We start from the raw sequence: 23057 nt of genomic DNA on the forward strand, positions 1-23057 counted from the left end.
GCGAGCGCGCCCATGACCCCTAGCAATACGGCTGCCAACCCTGCCCCTCATTCATATGCCTGCCATTCGGCCAGCGAACACGGGGCCTGCCCCAGCTGCGCGAGCGGTGAACGGCTGGACTTTGCGTTCAGCTACGCCTACCAGCCCATCGTCGACCTGAGCACACGGGATATCTTTGCCCATGAAGCGCTGGTGCGCGGCGTCAATGGCGAGCCGGCGCCCAGCGTGCTGGCGCAGGTAACCCCGGACAATCGCTTCCGCTTCGACCAGGCCTGCCGGGTCAAGGCGATCAAGAATGCGGCCAGGCTCGGCATGCAAAGCCGGCTGTCGATCAACTTCATGCCCAACGCCATCTACCGGCCGGAACTGTGCATTCGCTCGACGTTGGAAGCGGCCCGTGCGCATGGGTTTCCGGTGGAACGGATCGTATTCGAAACCGTCGAGGGCGAGCGAGTCAGCGATGCCAAGTGGCTGGCAGAAGTGCTGCGCGAGTACCAGCGCATCGGATTTCTCACCGCGATCGATGACTTTGGAGCCGGTTTCGCCGGGCTCAACCTGCTCGCCGATTTCCAGCCGGACATCATCAAGCTGGACATGGACCTGATCCGCGGCATAGACCAGAGCCGTGCCCGCCAGGCCATCGTCAGGGCGACCGTCGCGATGTGCGATGAACTGGACATCCAGGTCATCGGTGAAGGCGTCGAAACCCGTGACGAGTGCAGCGCGCTGCATGACCTGGGCATTACCCTGATGCAGGGTTATCTGTTCAGCAAGCCCTTGTTCGACGCCTGCGCCCAGGCCGACGCCTTGACCTGGGCAGACGGTTTGCCGAGCTGAAACGCCTTACCCGGCTTCAAGCAGCCCGAGCAGTTGACGGGCCGCCTGTTCCGAAGACGCCGGGTTCTGCCCGGTGACCAACAACCCATCGGTCAACACATAGGGAGCCCAGTCGGGCCCCTTGCTGTAGTGGGCCCCCAGCGCCTTGAGCCTGTCTTCCAGCAGAAACGGCACCACCTCGGTGAGCTGCACCGCTTCTTCCTCCGTATTGGTAAACCCGGTCACGCGCTTGCCCTTGACCAGCGGCTCGCCGTCCTCGCCGCGCACCTCGACCAGCGCGGCGGGCGCGTGACAGACCGCCGCCACCGGCTTGCCGGCCTTGATGAACGATTCGATCAGCGCGATCGAGGCCGGGTCACCCGCCAGGTCCCAGAGCGGGCCGTGGCCTCCGGGATAAAACACCGCATCGAAGTCGTCCGCGACCAGCTCGGCGAGCGTGTGGGTATTGGCCAGCAGCGCCTGGGCCTCTTCATCGCCGCCGAAGCGCCGGGTCATCTCCGTCTGAGCATCCGGCGCATCGCTTTTCGGATCGAGCGGCGGCTGCCCGCCCTTGGGCGACGCCAGGACGATGTCGGCACCGGCGTCCTTGAAGACGTAATAAGGCGCCGCGAATTCCTCGAGCCAAAAACCGGTCTGCTTGCCGGTGTCGCCGAGCTGGGCGTGGGACGTGAGCACGATGAGTATCTTCATGGAGCCTCCTGATTTCGCGGCCGATTCGCCAACCAACCCGACGATTCGGGATCAGCCAGCATGAAAAGCTTCGACCACGACCTGCTCGCTCTGCTCACTCAAGTGCCGAACTCGCCGTCGCCGAGTACGCCCTCGCCCGCCTCTGAAGCGCTTTGCGGTTTGACGGCGCATCCGGCTCGCCAGCATCACTTCGACAGGTAAATCCGCATGCGGCGACGAAGGCATCACGCCCTTGCGTCAGATGCGGAAACTGCCCACCAGCTGTTTGAGACGAGTGGCTTGCTGCTCCAGATCGGAGCAGGCACGCAAGGTCGATTGCAGGTTTTCGACACCTTCCTGGTTGAGGGTATTGATCTCGGTGATGTCCATGTTCAGCGACTCGATCACCGAGGTCTGCTCTTCCGTGGCAGTGGCCACCGACTGATTCATCGCGTCGATCTCACCGATGCTGCGGGTTACGCTGCCCAGCCGCTCGCCGGCACGGTTGGCAATGCCGACGCTGGCCTCGCTCTGACGCTGGCTCTCGGTCATGGTGGTGACCGAATCGCGGGCGCCGACCTGCAACTTCTCGATCATGCCGTGGATTTCCTGCGCGGACGTCTGGGTGCGATGGGCCAGGCTGCGGACCTCATCAGCCACGACCGCAAAGCCACGCCCGGCCTCCCCGGCGCGTGCGGCTTCAATCGCGGCGTTGAGTGCAAGCAGGTTGGTCTGTTCAGAGATGCCCTTGATCACGTCGAGAATCTGCCCGATGCCGACCGTCTGACTGTTGAGCGCTTCGATCTGCTCACAGGACGCACTGATGTTGCTCGACAGTTGCTTCATTGCGTCGATGTTCTGCTCGACGACCTTGCGCCCGTCTTCGGCCTGATGGCTGGCGCCGCTGGCCTGCTGCGAAGCGTCGGCGGCGTTGCGGGCGATTTCCTGCGCGGCGGCGCCGAGCTGATTGATCGCGGCTGCGACGCTGTTGGTGCGACTGGCCTGCTCGTCGGAGTTGAGCATCGACGCGTTGGAGGCGGTCAGCACACGCCGGGCCACTTCGTTGACCTGCTCGGTCGCCGATGACACGTCGCGGATCGAGCCGTGAATACGCTCGACGAACCGATTGAATGCGGTGGCCAACGTACCGAACTCATCGTTCGATTCAACGTTCAGGCGCCGCGTGAGATCGCCCTCGCCCGCCGCGATGTTTTCCATGGCCTGCCCCATTTCGGTCAGCGGCCGCATCAGTACGCGAATCAGCATGCCCAACAGCATCAGGATGAACGCCACGGCCAGCACGGTCGCCAGCAACGCGGTGGTACGGAAGCTGGACAGCGCGGCGAAGGCCTTGTCCTTCTCCACGGCAATCCCGACGTACCAGCGCACCGACGGCAGCCCGGCCACCGGGCTGAAGCTGAGAATGCGAGCCTGCCCGTCCAGCTCCGCCTCGCTGTAGCCGCTGGTCAGTGCAGGTGTGTTCCGTGGGTACAGCTCGCGCAGCGACTTCATCACCTTGGTCGTGTCCGGGTGCACCAGCACCGTGCCGTCCTCGCTGACCAGAAAGGCGTAGCCCATGCCGTCGAAGTCCAGCGCGTTGATGATATCGACCAGGACCTTCAGGCTGAGGTCACCGCCCACCACGCCGAGGTGCTGGCCACCGTCACGCGCAGGCGTTGCCGCCGTAATGACGAGTTCCTGGGTCGCGGCGTCCAGATAGGGTTCGGTCAGGGTGGTCCGCCCGGCGGCCTGGGCGTCCTTGTACCAGGGGCGCTGACGGGGATCGTAACCATCCGGCAGCTCGAATCGAGGGTGCACGAGGAACTCGCCATCGGCTCTACCCAGGTAGGTGAAGGCAAAGGTCGAGCTGAGCGAAGGCTGCCTGAGCAGGGCCTCGACGGCGCGACCGGAGCTGTCGCGCGCGATGGTTTGAGCGGTGCCTTCAAGCAGCACCAGACGGCCCGATAGCCAGTTCTGGATGTTGTGCGCGGTGATTTCGCCCATCTCGTCAAGGTAATTTTCGAGGTTGTCACGGATGGCGTTGCGCTGCAGGTAATCGTTGTAAAGCGTGAACAGCGCAAAGGTCGTGATCACGACCAGTGAGGCGGCCAGGAGAATCTTGTGGCTGAACTTAAGACGGCTAGGCATGCATGCAAGTCCGGATCGGGGCTGGGTCGAATCGGCTGTCCCTGGCCTTGATGAGCATCCGCTGCGTTAGGCGATCTTTCGGCCAGGCCGAGCGGTTCTTTAACCCGCTCGTCGCATCGAATTCGCCGCAAGCGCCCGCCCGCTGGGGGCTCGGCCAGGACCGGGCGAACCCGGCAGCGGCCCACGCCTGGCACCAGGCCCTGCGCCACAAATAACAACGGCACGCCGTTTCCGGCGTGCCGTTGTGTCAGTTGAGACCAAGCCTGCGCAGCTCAGCGCCCCGCCAGCGCGGGCATGACCCTCGGACGCAGACCTTCGCCCAGGATGGTCAGCGCGCCGATGGCGCCGGCGATCCAGTACCAGCGCACCAGCGGGTCGAAGCCCAGCCAGCCGAGGGCATGCAGGAACACCATGGTGATCAGCACCGGGCAGACGTAGCGCACCATGAACAGCCACAGCGCATAGCCCAGCGGCGGCAGGTCCAGTTCATCGCGCATGATGTCGCTGCGCAGCACATAGCCGGCGAAGATGACGATGAAGATTCCGCCCAGCGGCATCATCCAGCGCGAGGTCAGGTAGTCCAGCCAGTCGAAGAAGTTCTTGCCCAGCGGCGTCCAGCCAGCCATCAGGTTGAACGAGAGCATCGCCAGCAGGCTGATCACCAGCAGCACCGCACCGGCTCCAACGGCCGCCTTGAGTCGGCTGACACCGTGCTTTTCATTGAGATAGGCGACGGTGGCCTCGATCATCGAGATCGCCGAAGTCAGCGCAGCGATCGATACCATCGCGAAAAACAAAGTGCCGAACAACGTGCCGAACGGCATCTGCTGGAACGCCAGCGGCAGGCTCATGAAGATCAGGCCGGGGCCGGCGGTCGGGTCCATGCCGTTGGCGAAGATGATCGGGAAGATCGCCAGGCCCGCCAGCAGCGCCACGCAGGTATCGGCGATGGCGACCATGAAGGTGGTGCGGGTGATGGACTGGCCATCGGGGATATAGGAGCCATAGGTGAGGATCGCCCCGGAGGCCAGGCTGAGTGTGAAGAACGCATGCCCGAGCGCGGCCAGCAACGCTTCACCGGTGAGCTTGGAAGTGTCGAAGCTGAACAGGAAGGCGAAGCCTTCGTCGAAACCGCCGCTGGTGAAGGCGTAGCCGACCAGTATCAGCAGCATCACCGCCAGCCCCGGCATCATCCAGCGCACCGCGCTTTCGATGCCCTGTTGCACGCCCTTGGCGACGATCCAGAGTGTCAGCAGCGCCACCAGCACGCTCCAGCCGCCCAGTTGCCACGGGTTGGCGTTGTGCGCTTCGAATACCTGGGCCAGGCCTTCGACTGAGCTGGCCGCGAGCGAGCCGTCGAGCATCTTGACGGTGTAGGCGAACGCCCAGCCGGCCACCACCACGTAGAAGCAGAGGATCAGGAAGCCAGCCACCATGGCCATGCCGCCGACGCCTTTCCACAAGGTGCTGCTGCCGTTCTCACGCACGGCCCGGCCGATCGCGTCGATGGGGCTGCCGCGCCCACGGCGTCCGATGGCGATTTCGGTCATCATCACCGGGATGCCAATGGCCAGGATGCACGCCAGGTACATCAGCACGAAAGCGCCACCGCCGTATTCGCCGGTGATATACGGGAATTTCCAGATGTTGCCGAGGCCGACTGCGGAACCGGTCGCGGCGAGGATGAAGCCCCAGCGGGAGAGCCAGAGGTTCTTGGGTTTTTCACGGGTCATGCGTCACCTGTTTGTTGTTATCTGTGACGGAATCGAACCCGCCGCGCTCGTGACGCGACGGAGTGGCAAGGCGGACAAACAGGCCGTTGCAAACACAGGCGAGGCAGACGTGCCAAACAGTCGGAAGGCGCTTCAAGGCAGTAAACGAGCATCCTGGGACTGTCCTGGCGGCGGATTGCCAACGCATGGATTTTCAACGGCCCGATAACTTACTGAGCGTCTGGCTGCACCTCCGGAGCGGCATTGGCGAATGCTTCGAGGGTTTCGCAGTGCTCGGTCAGCCGCAAAATGCGCGGGTAGGCGCTGAGGTCACAGTTAAAACGGCGCGCATTGTATACCTGTGGCACCAGGCATGCCTCCAGATAACCGGGCCGTCTGCCCAGTGACAGGCTGCCTTCGTACGCGGCGAGCCCCTGTTCCACGCCGGCCAGCCCGGTGGCGATCCAGTGCCGGACCCACGCCTGTCTGGCCTCGTCCTCGACGCCCAGCGTGCCGCTGAGGTACTGCAGCACCCGAAGATTGTTCAGCGGATGAAGGTCGCAGGCGATGTGCAACGCCAGCGACCGCACCCGCGCCCGCTCAGCCGGATCATCGGGCAGCAACGCGGGGATCGGGAATATTTCCTCCAGGTACTCGAGGATCGCCAGCGACTGGCTGATGCGCGCGTCGCCATCTACCAGCAAGGGCACCAGGCCCTGCGGATTGAGCGCCCGGTAGTCGGGCGAATGCTGCTGGCCGCCTTCCTTGACCAGATGCACCGGCAGGGTCTCGAAGGCCACGCCCTTGAGGTTGAGCGCAATGCGCACCCGGTAGGCGGCGCTGGAACGCCAGTAGGAATAAAGCTTGAGCATAAGGGTGTCTCTCGTCGGGGTGGAGATCAGGGTGTGCTTCGCGACGGCAGGGCCCGCGAGGCGGTACCACCCGGCGCGCCATCGACCGACGCCGGGTGAAAACCGCGAAGCGCCTTCCCGCGCGGGTTACCCTTCGTCCCTGATCACGCCACGGCGGACCTGATCTTCCTCGATCGACTCGAACAATGCCTTGAAGTTGCCCTCGCCAAAGCCCTGGTTCCCCTTGCGCTGAATGATTTCGAAGAAGATCGGGCCGATCACCGTATGGGTGAAAATCTGCAGCAGGATGCCGTCGTCGCCGGGCGCGCCGTCGATCAACAGACTCAGCTCGCGCAACTGCTCCAGCGGCTCACCGTGGCCTGGCACGCGGCTGTCGACCTTCTCGTAGTAGGTGTCCGGGGTGGCCATGAAGTCCACGCCATTGGCGCGCAACTGACGCACGGTGGCGTAGATGTCGTCGGTTGACAGAGCGATGTGCTGGATGCCCTCGCCGTGGTACTCGCGGATGAATTCCTCGATCTGCGACTTGTCGTCCGCCGACTCGTTGATCGGAATGCGAATCTTGCCGCAGGGCGCGGTCATCGCCCGGGAAAACAGGCCAGTGAGCTTGCCTTCGATGTCGAAGTAGCGAATCTCGCGAAAGTTGGCAATGCGTTCGTAGAACCCGGACCAGACGTCCATCTGCCCGCGCATGACGTTGTGGGTCAGGTGGTCGATGGACACCAGCCCGACCGCATTGTCGTTGGGCGTACGGCCCTCGATGAACTCGAAGTCGACATCATAGATCGACCGGTCACCGTAGCGGTCGACCAGGTACAGCAACGACCCGCCGATGCCTTCGACGCAGGGGATGTTCAGCTCGCCGAAGTTGGCATGGCTGCCCACCAGCGTGGCGCCCTGTGCCTCGACATAGGCAGCGGCCTGGGCGGCATTTCGGACCCGAAACGCCATGGCGCAGGCACTCGGCCCGTGCTGCTCGGCAAACGCATGGACATGGCCGGTGGGGCTGCCGTTGAGGACGATGTTGATGTCGTTCTGCTGGAACAACCAGACATCCTTGGAGCGGTGCCGGGCCGTTTCGGTGAAGCCCATCTGGTTGAACAGCTGACGCAGCTGCTCGATGCCCTCGTCGTTCGGCGCGGTGAACTCGACGAATTCGAAGCCGTCGGTACCGATGGGGTTGTGCTGTTCGATCTTGGTCACGGCGTTCATTTGGCCTCCATTCTTGTTTTAGATGCCACTGCACGGGCTTGGCTGCGCCCATCACAAACCAGCGTGCCGCGCCGCACAAGCCCGCCAGACGCGCCGCCGACGGCGCCATGCCCAGCGAGGTGGCAGCTTTTCTTTACAACGCGCCGAAAGGCCCAGCGCTCGACCCTGGTGAAAGAAAACCGTAACGAAAATCTGACAGCCACCTTCTGTACGACCTTTTGCGTGCCTGTCTGGCCGGGCAACACCGCTGGCGGACAGACGACAGCGGCACAGTGCGACCATTGACGGTCACTAGGCCTGCAGCCGCTGCCCACGCGATTGCGCGGCCGGCTCCGCGCCCAGTCGCTCGAGCGCCAGCCGATCGGCGATGATCGACGTGGGCTCGCCGCTCGCGGCGGCACGGTCGAAGATTTCCCGCAAGGTGTCGGCGATGCCTTTGACGTGCGCGTCGATCTGCGCCGCGCTGCCCCCGATACGCTGGTAGTAGACGTCGATGATGCCGCCGGCATTGATGGCGTAGTCCGGCGCGTAGAGATGGTTGCGGCGCTGCAACTCGACCCCGATTTCCGGGCTCGCCAGCTGATTGTTCGCAGCCCCGGCAATCACCGGCGCGCGCAAGGTCTCAAGCGTATCGGCGTTGAGAATGCCGCCCAGGGCGCAAGGAGCGAACACGTCCACGTCGAGACCGTAGATGTCCTGGGGGCGGACGGCGTTGGCGCTCAGCTCGTCCATCGCCTGTCGCACATTGGCATCGAAAATGTCGCACACCCACAGTTCGGCACCGGCGGCTTTCAGGTGCCGGGCCAGACCGAGGCCGACATGGCCGACGCCCTGGATCGCGACCTTCAGCCCTTTCAGATCGTCCCGACCGAGACGTTGACGCACCGCTTCGCGCAGGCCGACGAACACACCGAGCGCGGTGGACGGCGACGGGTCGCCGCTGGCAATGCTGCCGTCGAGCGTGGCGCGAGGCATGGCACCGATGACGTGGCGGGTCCGCTGTGCGAACGCCTGCATCTCCGGCTCGCCGGTACCCGAATCGGCAGCGGTGATGTAACGCCCGCCGAGGCTATCGACGAAATCGCCCATGGCATGCAGCAACGCCGGGCTCTTGCCGGTGTGTGGATTCCCGATGATGACCGCCTTGCCGCCACCGAGCCTGAGGCCGGCCAGGGAGGATTTGAGCGTCATGCCGCGTGACAGTCGCAACACGTCGCACAAGGCTTCGTCATCGCTGGCATAGGGAAACATCCGGCAACCGCCCAGGGCCGGGCCAAGGGTCGTGTCATGTATCGCGATGATGGCCTTGAGACCCGAGGCCTTGTCATGGCAGAACACCACCTGCTCGTGGTGATCGAAGTCGGGGTGAGTGAAAACGGACATTGCGGGTTCCTCGTTGATTGGGCCGTTTGCGAGGCGCGCCTCGCGGCGAATGGCGGTGGCGCGTGCCTCAAAAAGCTTCGCCCCGGGGCGGGCCTCCTACAAAAAGCAACAGGTGCACCGCCAACCTGCGGTGGGCGCCGTACCTGTGGGAGGCGCGCCCCCGCGGCGAATAGCGGTGTCGCGTGCCTCCAAAAGCTTCGCCCCGGGGCGGGCCTCCTACAAAAGCAACAGGCGCATCGCCAACCTGCGGTGCGCGTCGTATCTGTGGGAGGCGCGCCCCCGCGGCGAATGGCGGTGGCGCGTGCCTCCAAAAGCTTCGCCCCGGGGGCGGGCCTCCTGCAAAGCAACGGGTTTCCGGCCTCACGCGGCGGGTTCGAACAGGCGCACACTTTGCACCTCGTCGCCCCGGTTCATTTGCGCCTTGAGCAGCTTCTCCTGCTGACGTGCCTTGGCAATGGCGCGCTCTTTCACCGGGCCGTAGCCGCGGATCAGCTCCGGCAGCGCGGCGATGGCCACGGCGGTGCGGTAGTTGGTCGGTTTGAGTTGCGTCAACAGGTCCTCGAGGTTGCGTTCGTACTCGCCGATCAACGCGCGCTCGACGCGCCGGTCATGGCCATAGCCAAACACGTCCAGCGGCGTGCCGCGCAGGAAACGCAGCCTGGCCAGCACACCGAAGACATTCAGCACCCAAGGTCCAAGCTCACGCTTGCGCGGCTCGCCGCTGGCCTTGTCGCGCTTGGCGAGCCAGGCCGGCGCCAGATGGAATCGAAGCCTGTAATCCCCTTCGAACTGGGCTTCAAGCTGCCGACGGAACTCAGGCTCGCTGTACAGCCGCGCCACTTCGTACTCATCCTTGTAGGCGAGCAATTTGAAGTAGTACCGGGCCACGGCCTTGGACAGCGCCAGATCGTCGGCGGTATCGACGTCGCGCACACGCTCGACCATCGACCGATAACGCCTGGCGTACGCGGCGTTCTGGTATTGCGTGAGGAAGTCCACACGCCAGTCGACGATTTCTTCCAGGGTCTGGCAGATCGGTTCGGTCCGCTCGGCCGGACGCGCGAGTTGTTCCACTGCCTCGGGCTCGATCACCGCACGACGCCCCCAGCGAAACGCCTGCAGGTTCAGCTCGGTGGATACGCCATTGAGGGTGATGGCCTTCTCGATGGCTTCGGCCGACAGCGGCAACAAGCCCTGCTGATAAGCAAAGCCGAGCAGAAACAGGTTGGTGGCGATGCTATCGCCCATCAGCCGGGTCGCAAGGCGGGTGGCATCGATAAAGTAGGTTTTATCCGCACCCACCGCGTCCATCAGCGCTTCGCGCATGGCCTTGCCGGGCACCTGCGCATCGGGGTTGCGGGTGAATTCGGCGGTTGCCGATTCGTGGCTGTTGATCACCGCATGGCTGATCTGGTCGTTGAGGCGAGTCAGCGAATCGTCGCCAGCGGCGACCACCAGATCGCAGCCCAGCAGCAGATCGGTTTCGCCCGCGGCGATGCGTACGGCGTAGATGTCGTCCTGCCTGGCAGCGATGCGAACATGGGTGACCACGGGCCCGAACTTCTGTGCCAGACCGGCTTGATCGAGGACGGTGCAGCCCTTGCCTTCCAGATGCGCGGCCATGCCCAGCAGCGCACCGAGGGTGGTCACGCCGCTGCCGCCAACGCCGGGTATCAACACGTTCCAGGGGCGTTCGAGGGTCGGATGTCGTGGCTCAGGCAGCTGCGCCGGATCGAGGCTGGCACCCACGGCCTCCGGCTTGCGCAGCCCGCCGCCGTGCACGGTGACGAAGCTCGGGCAGAAGCCTTCGACGCAGGAGAAATCCTTGTTGCAGGCATTCTGGTCGATCTCGCGCTTGCGCCCCAGCTCGGTTTCCATCGGCATGACCGCCAGACAGTTGGATTTCTCACCACAGTCACCGCAGCCTTCGCACACGGCGGGGTTGATGAAGGCTCGCTTGGCCGGGTCTTCCAGCTTGCCGCGCTTGCGCCGGCGGCGCTTCTCGGTGGCGCAGGTCTGATCGTAGATGATCACCGAGACGCCTTTGAACTCACGCAGCTCGCGCTGCACGGCATCCAGGTCTCGGCGGTGATGAAAACTGGTGATGGGTGCGAAGGTGTCGCGCGTCGGATATTTGTCTGGCTCGTCGCTGACCAGGGCAATGCGCTTGACGCCTTCGTCGGCGACCTGGCGGCTGAGCTGGTCGACGCGCAATTCACCGTCGATAGGCTGGCCACCGGTCATGGCGACCGCATCGTTGTAGAGAATCTTGAAGGTGATATTGACGCCTGCGGCCACCGCGGCGCGCACGGCCAGGCTGCCGGAATGAAAGTAGGTGCCGTCGCCGAGGTTCTGGAACATGTGTGGCGTTTCGGTAAACGGCGCCTGGCCGATCCAGTTGACGCCCTCGCCGCCCATCTGGGTGAAGGTCTCGGTGCGCCTGTCCATCCACTGCACCATGTAGTGACAGCCGATCCCGGCGGCGGCACGGCTGCCTTCGGGCACCTTCGTCGAGGTGTTGTGCGGGCAGCCGGAGCAGTAATGCGGGGTGCGCACGGTATCGTAATGGCGGGCGGCCAGGGCCTTTTCCTTGGCGGACAGGAACGCCAGCCGCGCCTGGATGCTGTCGCTGGTATAGATGGGCGCGAGCCGCTTGGCGATCACCCGGGCAATCATCGCGGGCGTCAGCTCGCTGAGGTTCGGCAACAGCGAGGTGCCGTGCTCGTCGAACTCACCCACCACGCGCGGCCGCTTGCTGACTGGCCAGTTGTACAGTTGCCCGGTGAGCTGGTCTTCGAGAACACTGCGTTTCTCCTCGACCACCAGGATCTCGTCCAGCCCTTGGGCGAACTCATGCACTGAAACCGGTTCCAGCGGCCAGCTCATACCGACCTTGAGCACCCGCAGGCCGACCTGCGCGCACAGCGCTTCGTCGAGCCCGAGATCGTCCAGGGCCTGACGCACATCGAGGTAGGACTTGCCGGTGGTGAGGATGCCCAGGCGCGGGTTAGGCGAATCGAGCATCACCCGGTTGAGGTTGTTGGCCCGTGCGAAGGCGCGTGCGGCGTAGATCTTGTAGAGGTTCAGCCGCTTTTCCTGCGCCAGTGGCGGGTCTGGCCAGCGGATATGAACGCCGTCCTCGGGCAGCTCGAAGTCATCGGGAATGCGTGTCTGTATCCGCAGCGGGTCGACCTGCACCACTGCGGACGAATCGACATTTTCGGCGATGGTCTTGAGCGCCACCCAGCAGCCGGAATAGCGCGACAGCTCCCAACCGATGATGCCGTAGTCGAGGATTTCCTGGACGTTGGCCGGATTCAGCACCGGAATCGAAGCGGCGATGAAAGCGTGCTCGCTCTGGTGCGGCAAGGTCGAGGATTTGCAGCCGTGGTCGTCACCGGCCAGCAGCAGTACGCCGCCGTGAGGCGAGACGCCGGCGGCGTTGCCATGCTTGAAGACGTCCCCGGAGCGGTCGACGCCCGGCCCTTTGCCGTACCACATGGCGAACACACCGTCGTATTTGGCGCCGGGGAACAGGTTGGTCTGCTGACTCCCCCATACCGCCGTCGCCGCCAGTTCCTCGTTGAGGCCCGGCTGGAAATGGATGGCGTTCTGCTTGAGGAACTCGCGCGCTTCCCACAGGCTTTTGTCGAGGCCACCCAGCGGCGAGCCGCGATAACCTGAAATGAAGCAGCCCGTGTTGAGTCCCTGCGCCAGGTCGCGCTGATGCTGCAGCATGGGCAGGCGGGTCAGCGCCTGGGTGCCGGTGAGGTACAGATGTCCGGTTGCGAGCCGGTACTTGTCATCCAGGCGGATCTCGGCCAGTGACATGGGGCGCTCCTGTTTGTTCTTATCGGAGTCAGGGCGGCGCGTTACGCCACCCGCCTGACAGGGTCATGGAGGCTGCACGGTTAGCCTTCCCACACCCGGGACCGGCAGGGGATCACCCCGCCGATACGCGTCGAATAGAGTCTGGCCGTGACGAAGAGAGATTTTCTTTCTACTTTTGCGGTGTAAGCGCCCTCGCGTGCATGATCCATTCACTAACAACAACAAAACAGGTACAACCATGCAGACTCCACTGAGCAGCATCGACCGCAAGATCCTGATGCTGCTGCAACACAACGCCGACCTGTCCGCGGCCGAGGTCGCGGAAAAGGTGGAACTGTCGCAATCGCCCTGTTGGCGCCGCATCCACCGCATGCAGGAAGAGGGGTTGATCGAGCGCAAGGTTGCCCTGCTGAACCCCCGGAAGCTCGGGCTGAACATGACCGTGTTCGTCAATATCAAACTGTCCGCCCACGGTCGCAGCAACCTCGACGAATTCGAACGGGCGGTGGTCGGGTATCCCGAAGTACTGGAGTGCCACACCATGGCCGGCGAATCGGACTATCTGCTCAAGGTGGTGGCCAGAGACATCGACAGCTACGAACGCTTCCTGCGCGACCAGTTGCTGCAGCGCCCACATGTGCAGGAAGCGCACTCGCATATCGCCATGAGCGAGGTGAAACGCACCACGGAGCTGCCACTGGACTAGCGCTCGCAGACGGCCTGGCCGTCCATGGCCAGGCCGACGCCGGCCGGTAGCGCGCCAGGGTTTTCCATCAGCCAGGCGTCCAGCTCGTGGCCGATGTGCGTCAGCCATGCGTGGCGCGGTTGCAGATCGGCAATGGTCGCCAATGCATGAGGCAGGTCGTTGTGGTTGTTCGGCACGGCCTGGGGCGGGCTCGAGCAGTCCAGCACCAGCGCATCGAGCGGAGCTTGCCGCAGCACGTCCAGGCTGACTGCGGGTACGCCCAGGGTATCGGTGAGGTAGGCGATGCGCCGCCCATTCCCTTCGAACAGATAGCCCAGGGTCGGCTTCGAATGATTGAGCGGCAGCGCGATAACGCTCAGTTCGCCCAGCATGCGGCGCTCCAGCGCCGCGAACGGCTCGGAGAAATCCAGAATGCCAGGATGCTTGTAGAGGTCGGCCAGGCCTTCGGGGTCCTGTGGGCCATGCACCGGGATGCGCAATCCGGTCCCCCAGCGCAGGTGCAGCAGGCCTTGGGCATGGTCCGCATGATAATGGGTCTGCAGAATCCCACTGAGGCTGCCGGGCGCGAAGCGCTCGGTAAGGTCGGTAAGTCCGCTGTCGATCAGCCAGCGCTGCGCACCGCACTCGACCAGTGCGCAGCAAGGCCCACGACGCCAGGCAGCCTCCACACGCGCTCGCTGGCAGGCCGCGCAGCTGCAGTTGTAAACCGGAACCTGGCGAGCGTTGCCGCTGCCGAGGATGGTCAGGCGCATGCGCGGGACTGGTCGATCAGTTGCAACAGCCGATGCACGGTCTGCTCCAGCGGCCCGGAGTTGTCGAGCGACTGCACCTCGCCCTGCTGATCCGCGAAAAACTGCTGGTTGCGGGCCAGCCGGGCCTCTATGTCCTCTCGCGACTCGCGGCCTCGGGCCAGCAAGCGCTGGCGCAACACCGGCAGCGCCACCGTGAGCAGCACCGCTTGCAGGTGCGGGTATCGCTGACGCGCTTCGGACAGATGGCCTCGTGAGCCGTTGACCAGCACGTCCTGGCCCATCGCCAGCCAATCGTCGATCTCCCGAGGGATGCCGTAGCTCAGGCCATTGGCTCGCCAATGCAGCGCGAAAGCGCCGTCCTGTCGCAACTGCTCGAACGCTGCCGGCGTGACCGCCACGGCATCCTCCCCCGCCGCTTCGGCGGACCGGGTGATGACGCGCCGGGCAATCCGGCACCCGCGCGCGCGCAGCGGTGCACGGGCGGCCATTAGCACGCTGTCCTTGCCTGAGCCCGAAGGGCCCATCAGGTAGATCAATCGTCCCGTCATCAGAAAACCCTTCTGCCTTGGCGCCACACCTGTCGGACCACAGGCTGGCCATGTCGGTCGCTCGCCTGCAACAGATCCGCGCGCAGACCGATGCGGATTTCGCCACGGTCATGCAGTCCCGCCGCCTGAGCCGGTGCGAGGCTGACCGCCGCGATGGCCTTGGGCAAATCGTAGACGTTGCCCAGCGCCGATAGCAGGAACGCCGCCTGCAACAGGCTGGCCGGATAATAATCGCTGGAGAGGATGTCCAGCACGCCTCGGCGCGCCAGATCAGCAGCCGCGATATTGCCCGAATGCGACCCGCCCCGAACGATGTTCGGCGCCCCCATCAGCACTTTCAGCCCCCGCGCGTGGCTGGCCTGCGCCGCCTCGAAGGTGGTGGGAAACTCGGCGATGGCCATGCCGAAACCGGCCGACTCCTCGACGTGTGCAAAGGTCGCGTCGTCGTGACTGGCCAGCGCCAGGCCGCGCGCGTGGCAGAGCTCGACGATGGCGCGTCGCTGGCGGTCGCTGTACTGGCGGGAATTGGCGAGCTGTTGATCGCTGAACGCGTCCATTTCCGTCTCGTTGAGGCTGTACTTGCCCATGTAGTACTCACGGTACTTCTCGATCTGGGCGAACTGTCGCTGGCCCGGCGAATGATCCATCACCGAGACCAGCCGAACCAGCGGATGCTCCACCAGATCACGGAACACCGCCAACGCATCCGGATGGCAGACCTCGCAGCGCAGGTGCAGCCGATGGTCGGCGCGGGTGTCGCCAGCGGCCTCGGCATGGGCAATGGCGTCGAGCATCGCTGGCAACTGCTGCATGCGCTTGCCGCGCGGATTGATGTCGCCAATGGACAACGCATCGAACACCGTGGTGATGCCGGCCGCCACGATCTGCGCGTCATGGGTCAGCACCGCCGACGCCGAGGGCCAGTCGACGCCCGGGCGCGGCGTCATGTGCTTTTCCAGATTGTCGGTGTGCAGTTCGACCAGCCCCGGTATTAGGTAGTCGCCGCCCAGATCGAGGGCCTGCGGCAATTGACTGCGGCCCTCGTCCAGCGCGGCGATCAACCCGTCACGGATGACCAGCGTGCCGTCGATCACCCGATCAGCGGTGACCACACGGGCATTGCTCAGTATCAGTTCAGCAGGCATGGCGATGCTCCTCGGCGGTCATGTCCAGGTAGCGGTCGGCGACCGCCTCGCGTATCGCACGGTCGTGGAAAATGCCGATCACTGCCGCCCCGGCAGCCTTGGCTTCACCGATCAGCGCCAACACGACCTGGCAGTTGGCCTCGTCGAGCGAGGCGGTCGGCTCGTCCAGCAGCAGCACCGGCCACTGCACCATGAAGCCACGGGCCAGATTCACCCGCTGTTGCTCGCCACCGGAGAACGTGCCCGGTGCCAGGTGCCAGAGGCGTTCAGGGATGTTCAAGCGGGCCAGCAGGGCTTGCGCGCGCGCCTGGGCCTGCTCGCGGCTCCAGCCCCTCGCCAGCGCCGGCGCCATCACCACCTCCAGACAGCTCACGCGTGGAATGACCCTGAGAAACTGGCTCACGTAGCCGAGGCTTTCGCGGCGGACCGCCAGCATCTGCCGAGGCTCGGCACCGACCAGTTCCAGTGCGTGGCCGCGATGACGCAGGCGAATGCTGCCGGTGGCCAGGTAATTGCCATACAGGCAGCGCAGCAACGTCGACTTGCCCGCACCGGAGCGCCCGTGCAGCACCAGGCACTCGCCGGGTGCCACGGTAAAGCTGACCTCTCGCAGCACGTCGAGCGTGACGCCGTGCTGCTGGTGAAGGGTGAAGGATTTGCGGAGGTCACGGACCTCGATCGGGCGGTTCATGGGCGATCCCCGAAGATGAATGGAATGATCGGCGGTACGCTGGCGTACGACCGTGTGCGCGGCGTGGACGCCCTCATGGCTGCAACACCGACGACACCAGCAATTGCGAATAAGGATGTTGCGGATCATCCAGAATCTGATCGGTCAGGCCGGTCTCCACTACCCTCGAGCGGCGCATGACCATCAGCCGGTCGGCCAGCAGGCGCGCCACGGCGAGGTCGTGGGTGACGATCACCACGGCCAGGTCCAGTTCGTGCACCAGCCCGCGCAGCAGGTCGAGCAAACGTGCCTGCACCGAGACGTCCAGGCCGCCGGTGGGCTCGTCCATGAACACCAGACGCGGCCCGGAAACGAGGTTGCGGGCGATCTGCAGGCGTTGCTGCATACCGCCAGAAAACGTCCGCGGCAGGTCGTCGATGCGGGCCGGGTCGATCTCCACCTGGCTCAGCCAGTCCAGCCCGGCCTGGCGCAACTGGCCGTAGTGGCGCTGCCCCTGGGCCATCAACCGCTCGCCAATGTTGGCACCGGCCGAAACACCCATGCGCAGACCGTCGCGCGGATTCTGCTCGACGAAGCCCCACTCGGTGCGCAGCAGACTGCGACGCTCGGCCTCGCTGGCCGCATACAGATCGAGCCAGGCGCCATCCCGGCCACGGTAGCTCACCGTTCCCCGGTCGGGCGGGCAGCGTCCGCAGAGCAGGCTGAGCAAGGTCGATTTGCCGGAGCCGGATTCCCCGACGATGCCCAGCACTTCACCGGGGTAGAGGTCGAAATCGACGCCCTGGCAGCCGGTGTCCGGTCCGTACAGGCGGGTCAGCCCGCGCACCGACAACAAGGGTTGATCGAGACGGCTGGCGGGGTCTTGCAGATCGAGCGCGGCGTTCATTCGGCGGCCTCCTGGGCGTCTCGGCGTTGCATGCAGTAGTCGGTGTCGGAGCAGACGAATCGCTTGCTGCCGGCGTCGTCGACGATGAGCTCGTCGAGGTAGGAGCTGTCGCTGCCGCAGAAGGCGCAGCACTGCTCCCATGCCTGAATGGCGAAGGGGTGATCCTCGAAATCCAGGCTGCGCACGCGGGTGTAGGGCGGCAGCGCGTAGAGCCGTTTCTCGCGCCCGGCACCGAACAGCATCAGCGCCGGGCTCATGTCCAGCTTGGGATTGTCGAATTTGGGAATCGGCGAGGGGTCCATCACGTAGCGGCCATCCACCGTCACCGGATAGGCGTAGCTGGTAGCGATATGGCCGAAGGTGGCGATGTCCTCGTAGAGTTTGACGTGCATGACGCCGTAATCGGCCAGCGCGTGCATGGTCCGCGTCTCGCTCTCCGACGGTTCGATGAAGCGCAGCGGCTCGGGGATCGGCACCTGGAAGACCAGGATCTGGTCGTTGCGCAGCGGTGTTTCCGGAATCCGGTGGCGGGTCTGGATCAGCGTCGCGTCAGGCGTCCGGGTGGTGGTGGCGACCCCCGCAGTACGTGCGAAGAAGCGACGGATCGACACCGCGTTGGTGGTGTCGTCGGCGCCTTGGTCGATGACCTTGAGCACATCCTCGGCACCGAGAATGGCGGCGGTGAGCTGCATGCCGCCGGTGCCCCAGCCATAGGGCAGCGGCATTTCCCGACCGCCGAAGGGCACCTGGTAGCCAGGGATCGCGACCGCCTTGAGCAGGCCGCGGCGGATCATGCGCTTGGTCTGTTCGTCGAGGTAGGCGAAGTTGTAGCCCTGCTCCGTCTCAGCGGTCATCGTGTGGTCGCGGGTGGTGGCGGTCATGCGCGGCGCTCCTTGACGCTGGACTCGGCCGCGGCGGTCTCATCGACCGGCGCGCGACGCAGCTTGCGGATCAGTTCCAGTTCGGACTGGAAGTCCACGTAATGGGGCAGCTTGAGGTGCGAGACGAAGCCACCGGCCTCGACGTTGTCGCAATGCATCAGGACGAATTCTTCCTGCTGCGCCGGACCCTGCACCGTCTCGCCGTACTCGGCGCCGCGCAGCGCACGGTCGACCAGCGCCATGCCCATGGCCTTGCGCTCGGCGTAGCCGAAGGCCAGTCCGTAGCCACGGGTGAATTGCGGATCGACGCCCTGGCCGCCAACGAACTGGTTGACCATCTCGCACTCGGTCACTTCGATGTCTCCCAGTGGGACGGCGAAGCCCAGCTCCGGAGGTTCCATCCAGACCTCGACCTGGCCAATGCGGATTTCCCCGGCGAAGGGGTGGTTGCGGCCATAGCCACGCTGGGTCGAATAGCCCAGCGCCAGCAAAAAACCTTCATCGCCCCGGGCCAGGGCTTGCAGGCGTTGAGCGCGGTCGCTGGGAAACTCCAGAGGCTCGCGGGTGATGTCCGGCACCGCCCGGTCATCACCGCGTTCGGGTTTCATCAAGCCTTCTGCGGCCAGCAGATCGAGCACCCGCGGACAGCTGGCCAGCGTGGCGTCCGGGTCGCTATCAGGGCCTGGGTGCTCGCCCTCGGCGAGCAGGCTGAAATCCAGCAGGCGATGGCTGTAGTCGAACGTCGGACCGAGCAGTTGGCCGCCCGGCAGGTCCTTGAAGGTCGCCGAGACCCGCCGGATCGGGCGCATCTGGGCGGTATCCAACGGCACGCTCGCGCCGAAACGCGGCAAGGTGGTGCGGTAGGCCCGCAACAGGAAGATCGCTTCGAGCAGGTCGCCGGCCGCCTGTTTGATTGCCAGCGCAGCCAGTTCCTCGTCGAACAGCGAGCCTTCGGCCATGACCCGCGCCACGGCCAGCGGTAATTGCTGGCGGATCTGGTTGACGCTCAGCTCGGGCAAGGCGGTATCGCCACGGCGCTTCTTCGCCAGCAGCCGATGGGCATTGTCGATGGCGTGCTCGCCACCTTTGACGGCTACGTACATCAGGCGACCTCCTCTATCGACGGCGCGATGCGGGTGCTGCGGGGCAAACCGACCAAGGCCTGGCCAGCAGCGAAAAAAGCGTCCAGACCGCGCGGAAAATCACTGCGCGCGGCTCGCTCTCGCCAGAACGCGGGCGGCACCGGCAGGGCGACCTCGCGCTGACCGAGAATACCGGGGCCGCTCCAGCTCAATGGCGCGCCGCCGTCGAGCTCCTCGAGCTGGACCAGCAACGTGCAGGACTGATCGGGAAACCGTTCGCTGCCGCTATAGAAGCCCGTCATATCGTCCAGCGCGCGGACATCGAGCAGCGCAAAGTCCGCCATTTCTCGCTCGTCGACGATCGGGCAACCACAGTGAAACGCCAGGTTCGCGCGCACCGCCTTGGTATCGAAGGCCGGAGCCAGCCACAACCGCGTATCGCCGTCGAGCAGGCTCAGACACAAGCCATAGGTCGCCGGTGCCAGCGAACCGAGGGCCGGCACCGGTATCAGCGGCTGCGCCAGGCCGGGCTCGGCGAGGGCCTTGAGCGCGCTGCGGAAGACACGCTGGCTGTCCAGCACTTGATCGTCGAATGCGGCTTGCAACAGGTCTGTGCTCATCAGTCCTCTCCTCTGACCAGGGTGAAGAATTCCACTTTGCTGCTGGCCGTCTCGGCATCCTGAGCAGCCCGGCGAGCCGCCTGGGCCGTCGCCAGCGGTTCAATCAATCGCTGCTGCCAGTGCGCCTGATCGCCGCCCTGCAGATGCGCGTCGGCCAACGCGGCCAGTTCGGCGTGATGCTTGTCGCGCCCGGCCACGTAGCTGAAGCCGGTCCGACCGTCGCCAAGGCGCACGACGCATCGGGTCACGGTCATTTCGCCCAGATTGAACGCGGCGCCGGTGCCGCCCATGCGGCCACGCACCAGCGTCATGCCGATCTCAGGCGCACGCACCAGTCGATAGTCGATGTCCTTGAGCTCGGCCTCGTAGCGCGCCAGTTCATCGCCGGCTCGGGCGAGCACGCCCATCCAGCGCTGGCGGGTGGCAGTTTCAGGGGTCATGCGCGTCTCCATCAGGTGGCAACCTGGTACTGGAAGCGGTCGGCACGGCTGGTCGATAACGACAGCTCCACCGGCCGCCCGGCCAGGTCATGGGAAAGGGTCAGTACGGTCAGCAGCGGCGCGTGTCGCGGCATCAGCAACTGGTCGGCCTCATCGGGCGTCGGCAGCCGAGCGCCAATCAGGCTGAAGGCGCGGCGCAGCGGTAACTCGCGCGAGGCGAGATGCTGGCGCAGCGAGCCGCCGTTGTAGTCGGCCAGCAAGGGCTGGCGGCTGGCGCAGAACCGATGACGGATCAGGCTCACCGGCTGTTCGTCGAGCAGGCGCAGGGTGTGCAGTTCGAGCAAGGGCGCCGCCTCGCCCAGCATCAGGTAATTCGCTTCCTCGGCGGTGGCCGAACGCAGCTGGCGTTGCAGCAGACGTGCCTGCACCCCGTGGCCCTGAGCCGACAGCGACTCGCTGTAAGCGCTGCCCGCCGCCAGCGGATAAATCAGCGGCCGCTCCAGCACACGCGTGCTTCTGCCCTGCTGGCGCAGCACCCGCCCTTCGCTGACCAGCTCGTCGATGGCGCGACGCAGCGTGTGGCGATTGACTTCGAATCGGGCCGCCAGTTGGGTCTCACCCGGGAGTTGGTCGCCGGGTTGCAGGTGGCGCAGCTCCTCGCGCAGTTGTGCGGCGAGTTGCAGGTAGCGCGGCTGCGGTTGTCTAGACATGTGCATGGCTAAAAAAAGACGCGCGCGGCGTCCGCTCCGGTCAGATGAACAATTTGCGCAAGCGCTGGGACACGATGTCGATCAGGCTCACCACGGCCACGATGACGATCAGCAAGGCGCAGGTCTGCTCGAACTGGAAGCCGCGTATGGCTTCCCAGAGAATCACGCCGATGCCGCCAGCGCCGACCATGCCCACCACCGTTGCCGAACGCACATTGGATTCGAAGCGATACAGCGCGTAGGAAATCCACAACGGAAGCACCTGCGGGATGACACCGAAAATGACCTCCTGCAAGGCACTGGCTCCGGTGGCGCGCACCCCTTCGACGGGGCCCGGCTCGATGGCTTCCACCGCTTCGGCAAACAGTTTGGCGAGCACCCCGGTGGTGCCGACGAACAACGCCAGCACGCCGGCGAACGGGCCAAGGCCGACCGCGACGACAAACAGCATGGCGAAGACCATTTCGTTGATCGACCGGCAGGCGTCCATCACACGACGGACCGGCTGATAGACCCACCAGGGCACGAGGTTCTCGGCGCAGAGAATGCCCAACGGAATCGCGCAGACAATCGCCAGCGCAGTTCCCCAGAGGGCGATCTGCACGGTGACGATCATTTCCTTGAGGTACAGCTCCCAGTGACTGAAGTCCGGTGGGAAGAAGTCAGCGGCGAAAGTGGCCATGTTGCCACCATCGCGGATCAGCGCCAGCGGGTTCATCTCGGCGCCCTGCCAGGACCAGCCCAGCAAGGCCAGGAACAGGCCCCAGCCGATCAGCGTGAACCACGAGCGCTTCTGCGGTGCGGCAACGGCGGTATGTGCGGTCAGAGAAGTCATGAGTGCTCCGGCAAACGTAAAGCGGACCGCCGTTCGCGCGGCGGTCGGGCGGTCAACCCGCCGTGGCGGAGGCGGTTTTCGGCTGGCGTTCGGCCATGCGTCGTTCGAGCGCAGCGAGCTGCGCATCCAGCTCCTGCAACTGCGCCTGACGGGTGCTTTCGTCGAGCCGGGCGTCATTGGCGACTTCGCTGCGCTGCTTGAACAGTTCGAGCTGGCGAATCGGCAGCAACTGGTCATCATCGGAGGCGCGGAACTTGCCCCACTGCAAGCCTTCCAGCACCTTCAACTCGTCGGGCTGGTCGCCGTAGGTCATGAAGAATTCGCGAATGCTGGACTTGGTCGTTTCCGGCAGGTTCTTGCGCCAGACCATGGGGTCGGCGGGAATCAGCGGCGAGGTCCAGATGACCTTGAGCTGCGCCGCCTTTTCCGGCGCGGTCAGCTCCAGGCGCTCCATGCCCTCGTTGTTGAAGGTGCCGACATCGACCTGCTTGTTGGCGACCGACAGGGCATTCACTTCATGGCTGCCATTGAGCGAGCGCTTGAAAATCTTGTTGGCATCCACCTTGTTCCTGGCGAACACGTAATAGCCCGGCACCAGGTAGCCGGACGTGGAGTTCGGATCACCGTTGGCGAACGTCAGTCCGGCGGCGTTCTCCAGCATCTGCTCGACGGAGTCGATCGGGCTGTCCTTGTGCGCCACCAGCAGGCTGTAATAACCCTGCGCACCATTGGCGGCGACGGTCTGCGCGAAGACCTCGCCACCGGCGCGGTCCACCGCTTCCATGGCCGACTTGTTGCCGTACCAGGCCAGGTCGACCTTGTCGAAGCGCATGCCCTGGATGATCCCGGCGTAATCCGGCGCGAAGAAGGCGTTGATCTTCATCCCGGTGCGCTCGCTCATGGCGGCGAGGAACGGGTCCCAGACCGACCGCAGATTCTGCGAGGACTCGGTGGAAATGATGCCGAAGTTCAGGGCCTTGTCATCGGCATGGGCGCCGCCGAGCAGCGACCCGGTCAGCAAGGCAGAGGCGGCCAGGACGCGGCCGATACGATTGAACATGGAGAAGCTCCTGTCAGCAAATGACGCGTTGGATTGG

Annotated in this window: 21 protein-coding genes; 2 read left to right on the plus strand and 19 right to left on the minus strand. The window is 64.9% G+C overall.

Annotated elements, in window-relative coordinates:
* Positions 1-12 precede the first annotated feature (12 nt).
* Complete coding sequence (locus GQA94_RS21275) at positions 13-837, plus strand: EAL domain-containing protein (protein WP_158189882.1); 825 nt, start codon at positions 13-15, stop codon at positions 835-837.
* A 6-nt stretch (positions 838-843) separates the two neighbouring features.
* Here GQA94_RS21275 and GQA94_RS21280 read toward each other — a convergent pair whose 3' ends face one another.
* From GQA94_RS21280 to GQA94_RS21310, 7 genes are all read right to left on the minus strand, one after another.
* Complete coding sequence (locus tag GQA94_RS21280; protein ID WP_158189883.1) at positions 844-1527, minus strand: type 1 glutamine amidotransferase domain-containing protein; 684 nt, start codon at positions 1525-1527, stop codon at positions 844-846.
* Positions 1528-1764: 237 nt separating this feature from the next.
* Positions 1765-3654, minus strand: a complete 1890-nt coding sequence (locus tag GQA94_RS21285) for a methyl-accepting chemotaxis protein (RefSeq protein ID WP_158189884.1) — start codon at positions 3652-3654, stop codon at positions 1765-1767.
* 272 nt (positions 3655-3926) lie between these two features.
* Positions 3927-5387: a sodium-dependent transporter gene (locus GQA94_RS21290; RefSeq protein WP_158189885.1), complete on the minus strand. Its 1461-nt coding sequence runs from the start codon at positions 5385-5387 to the stop codon at positions 3927-3929.
* A 209-nt stretch (positions 5388-5596) separates the two neighbouring features.
* A complete protein-coding gene (maiA, locus tag GQA94_RS21295) occupies positions 5597-6238 on the minus strand; it encodes a maleylacetoacetate isomerase (protein ID WP_158189886.1) in 642 nt (213 codons plus the stop codon).
* Between the two features lie 126 nt (positions 6239-6364).
* The gene (gene hppD, locus GQA94_RS21300; protein ID WP_158189887.1) at positions 6365-7450 is read right to left on the minus strand and encodes a 4-hydroxyphenylpyruvate dioxygenase; all 1086 of its coding nucleotides are present in this window, start codon (positions 7448-7450) and stop codon (positions 6365-6367) included.
* Positions 7451-7741: 291 nt separating this feature from the next.
* Positions 7742-8833 (minus strand): Glu/Leu/Phe/Val dehydrogenase dimerization domain-containing protein, encoded by a 1092-nt coding sequence (locus GQA94_RS21305; protein WP_158189888.1) that lies wholly within the window; start codon positions 8831-8833, stop codon positions 7742-7744.
* Positions 8834-9193: 360 nt separating this feature from the next.
* Positions 9194-12664, minus strand: a complete 3471-nt coding sequence (locus GQA94_RS21310; RefSeq protein ID WP_158189889.1) for an indolepyruvate ferredoxin oxidoreductase family protein — start codon at positions 12662-12664, stop codon at positions 9194-9196.
* Positions 12665-12902: 238 nt separating this feature from the next.
* On the opposite strand from GQA94_RS21310, the gene GQA94_RS21315 reads away from it, so the two are divergent.
* The gene (locus GQA94_RS21315) at positions 12903-13370 is read left to right on the plus strand and encodes an Lrp/AsnC family transcriptional regulator (RefSeq protein WP_158189890.1); all 468 of its coding nucleotides are present in this window, start codon (positions 12903-12905) and stop codon (positions 13368-13370) included.
* On the opposite strand, the gene phnP is transcribed toward GQA94_RS21315, so the two are convergent.
* From phnP to phnD, 12 genes are all read right to left on the minus strand, one after another.
* Positions 13367-14122 carry a phosphonate metabolism protein PhnP gene (gene phnP, locus GQA94_RS21320; protein WP_158189891.1) on the minus strand — a complete coding sequence of 252 codons (756 nt, stop codon included), beginning with the start codon at positions 14120-14122 and terminating at the stop codon, positions 13367-13369. The two genes, GQA94_RS21315 and phnP, sit on opposite strands and share 4 nt — an antisense overlap.
* Positions 14113-14670 carry a phosphonate metabolism protein/1,5-bisphosphokinase (PRPP-forming) PhnN gene (gene phnN / locus GQA94_RS21325; protein WP_158189892.1) on the minus strand — a complete coding sequence of 186 codons (558 nt, stop codon included), beginning with the start codon at positions 14668-14670 and terminating at the stop codon, positions 14113-14115. Before phnN ends, phnP begins: the two co-directional genes overlap by 10 nt.
* A complete protein-coding gene (locus GQA94_RS21330; protein ID WP_158189893.1) occupies positions 14670-15815 on the minus strand; it encodes an alpha-D-ribose 1-methylphosphonate 5-triphosphate diphosphatase in 1146 nt (381 codons plus the stop codon). The genes phnN and GQA94_RS21330 overlap by 1 nt, the downstream gene beginning before the upstream one ends.
* Positions 15805-16506, minus strand: a complete 702-nt coding sequence (gene phnL, locus GQA94_RS21335; protein ID WP_158189894.1) for a phosphonate C-P lyase system protein PhnL — start codon at positions 16504-16506, stop codon at positions 15805-15807. Before phnL ends, GQA94_RS21330 begins: the two co-directional genes overlap by 11 nt.
* Before the next feature lie 73 nt (positions 16507-16579).
* Complete coding sequence (phnK, locus tag GQA94_RS21340) at positions 16580-17392, minus strand: phosphonate C-P lyase system protein PhnK (protein ID WP_158189895.1); 813 nt, start codon at positions 17390-17392, stop codon at positions 16580-16582.
* The gene (locus tag GQA94_RS21345; RefSeq protein ID WP_158190193.1) at positions 17389-18246 is read right to left on the minus strand and encodes an alpha-D-ribose 1-methylphosphonate 5-phosphate C-P-lyase PhnJ; all 858 of its coding nucleotides are present in this window, start codon (positions 18244-18246) and stop codon (positions 17389-17391) included. Before GQA94_RS21345 ends, phnK begins: the two co-directional genes overlap by 4 nt.
* Before the next feature lie 23 nt (positions 18247-18269).
* Positions 18270-19376, minus strand: a complete 1107-nt coding sequence (locus GQA94_RS21350; RefSeq protein ID WP_158189896.1) for a carbon-phosphorus lyase complex subunit PhnI — start codon at positions 19374-19376, stop codon at positions 18270-18272.
* Complete coding sequence (gene phnH, locus GQA94_RS21355; protein ID WP_158189897.1) at positions 19376-19975, minus strand: phosphonate C-P lyase system protein PhnH; 600 nt, start codon at positions 19973-19975, stop codon at positions 19376-19378. Before phnH ends, GQA94_RS21350 begins: the two co-directional genes overlap by 1 nt.
* A complete protein-coding gene (gene phnG, locus GQA94_RS21360) occupies positions 19975-20427 on the minus strand; it encodes a phosphonate C-P lyase system protein PhnG (RefSeq protein ID WP_158189898.1) in 453 nt (150 codons plus the stop codon). Before phnG ends, phnH begins: the two co-directional genes overlap by 1 nt.
* Positions 20427-21131 (minus strand): phosphonate metabolism transcriptional regulator PhnF, encoded by a 705-nt coding sequence (phnF, locus tag GQA94_RS21365; protein ID WP_158189899.1) that lies wholly within the window; start codon positions 21129-21131, stop codon positions 20427-20429. The genes phnG and phnF overlap by 1 nt, the downstream gene beginning before the upstream one ends.
* A 34-nt stretch (positions 21132-21165) precedes the next feature.
* Positions 21166-21960, minus strand: coding sequence for a phosphonate ABC transporter, permease protein PhnE (phnE, locus tag GQA94_RS21370; protein ID WP_158189900.1), 795 nt, complete (start codon positions 21958-21960; stop codon positions 21166-21168).
* A 52-nt stretch (positions 21961-22012) separates the two neighbouring features.
* Positions 22013-23020 (minus strand): phosphonate ABC transporter substrate-binding protein, encoded by a 1008-nt coding sequence (phnD, locus tag GQA94_RS21375; RefSeq protein WP_158189901.1) that lies wholly within the window; start codon positions 23018-23020, stop codon positions 22013-22015.
* Positions 23021-23057 lie beyond the last annotated feature (37 nt).

The organism is Stutzerimonas stutzeri, from assembly GCF_009789555.1.
In the GTDB taxonomy this organism is placed as follows: Bacteria; Pseudomonadota; Gammaproteobacteria; order Pseudomonadales; family Pseudomonadaceae; genus Stutzerimonas; species Stutzerimonas stutzeri_R.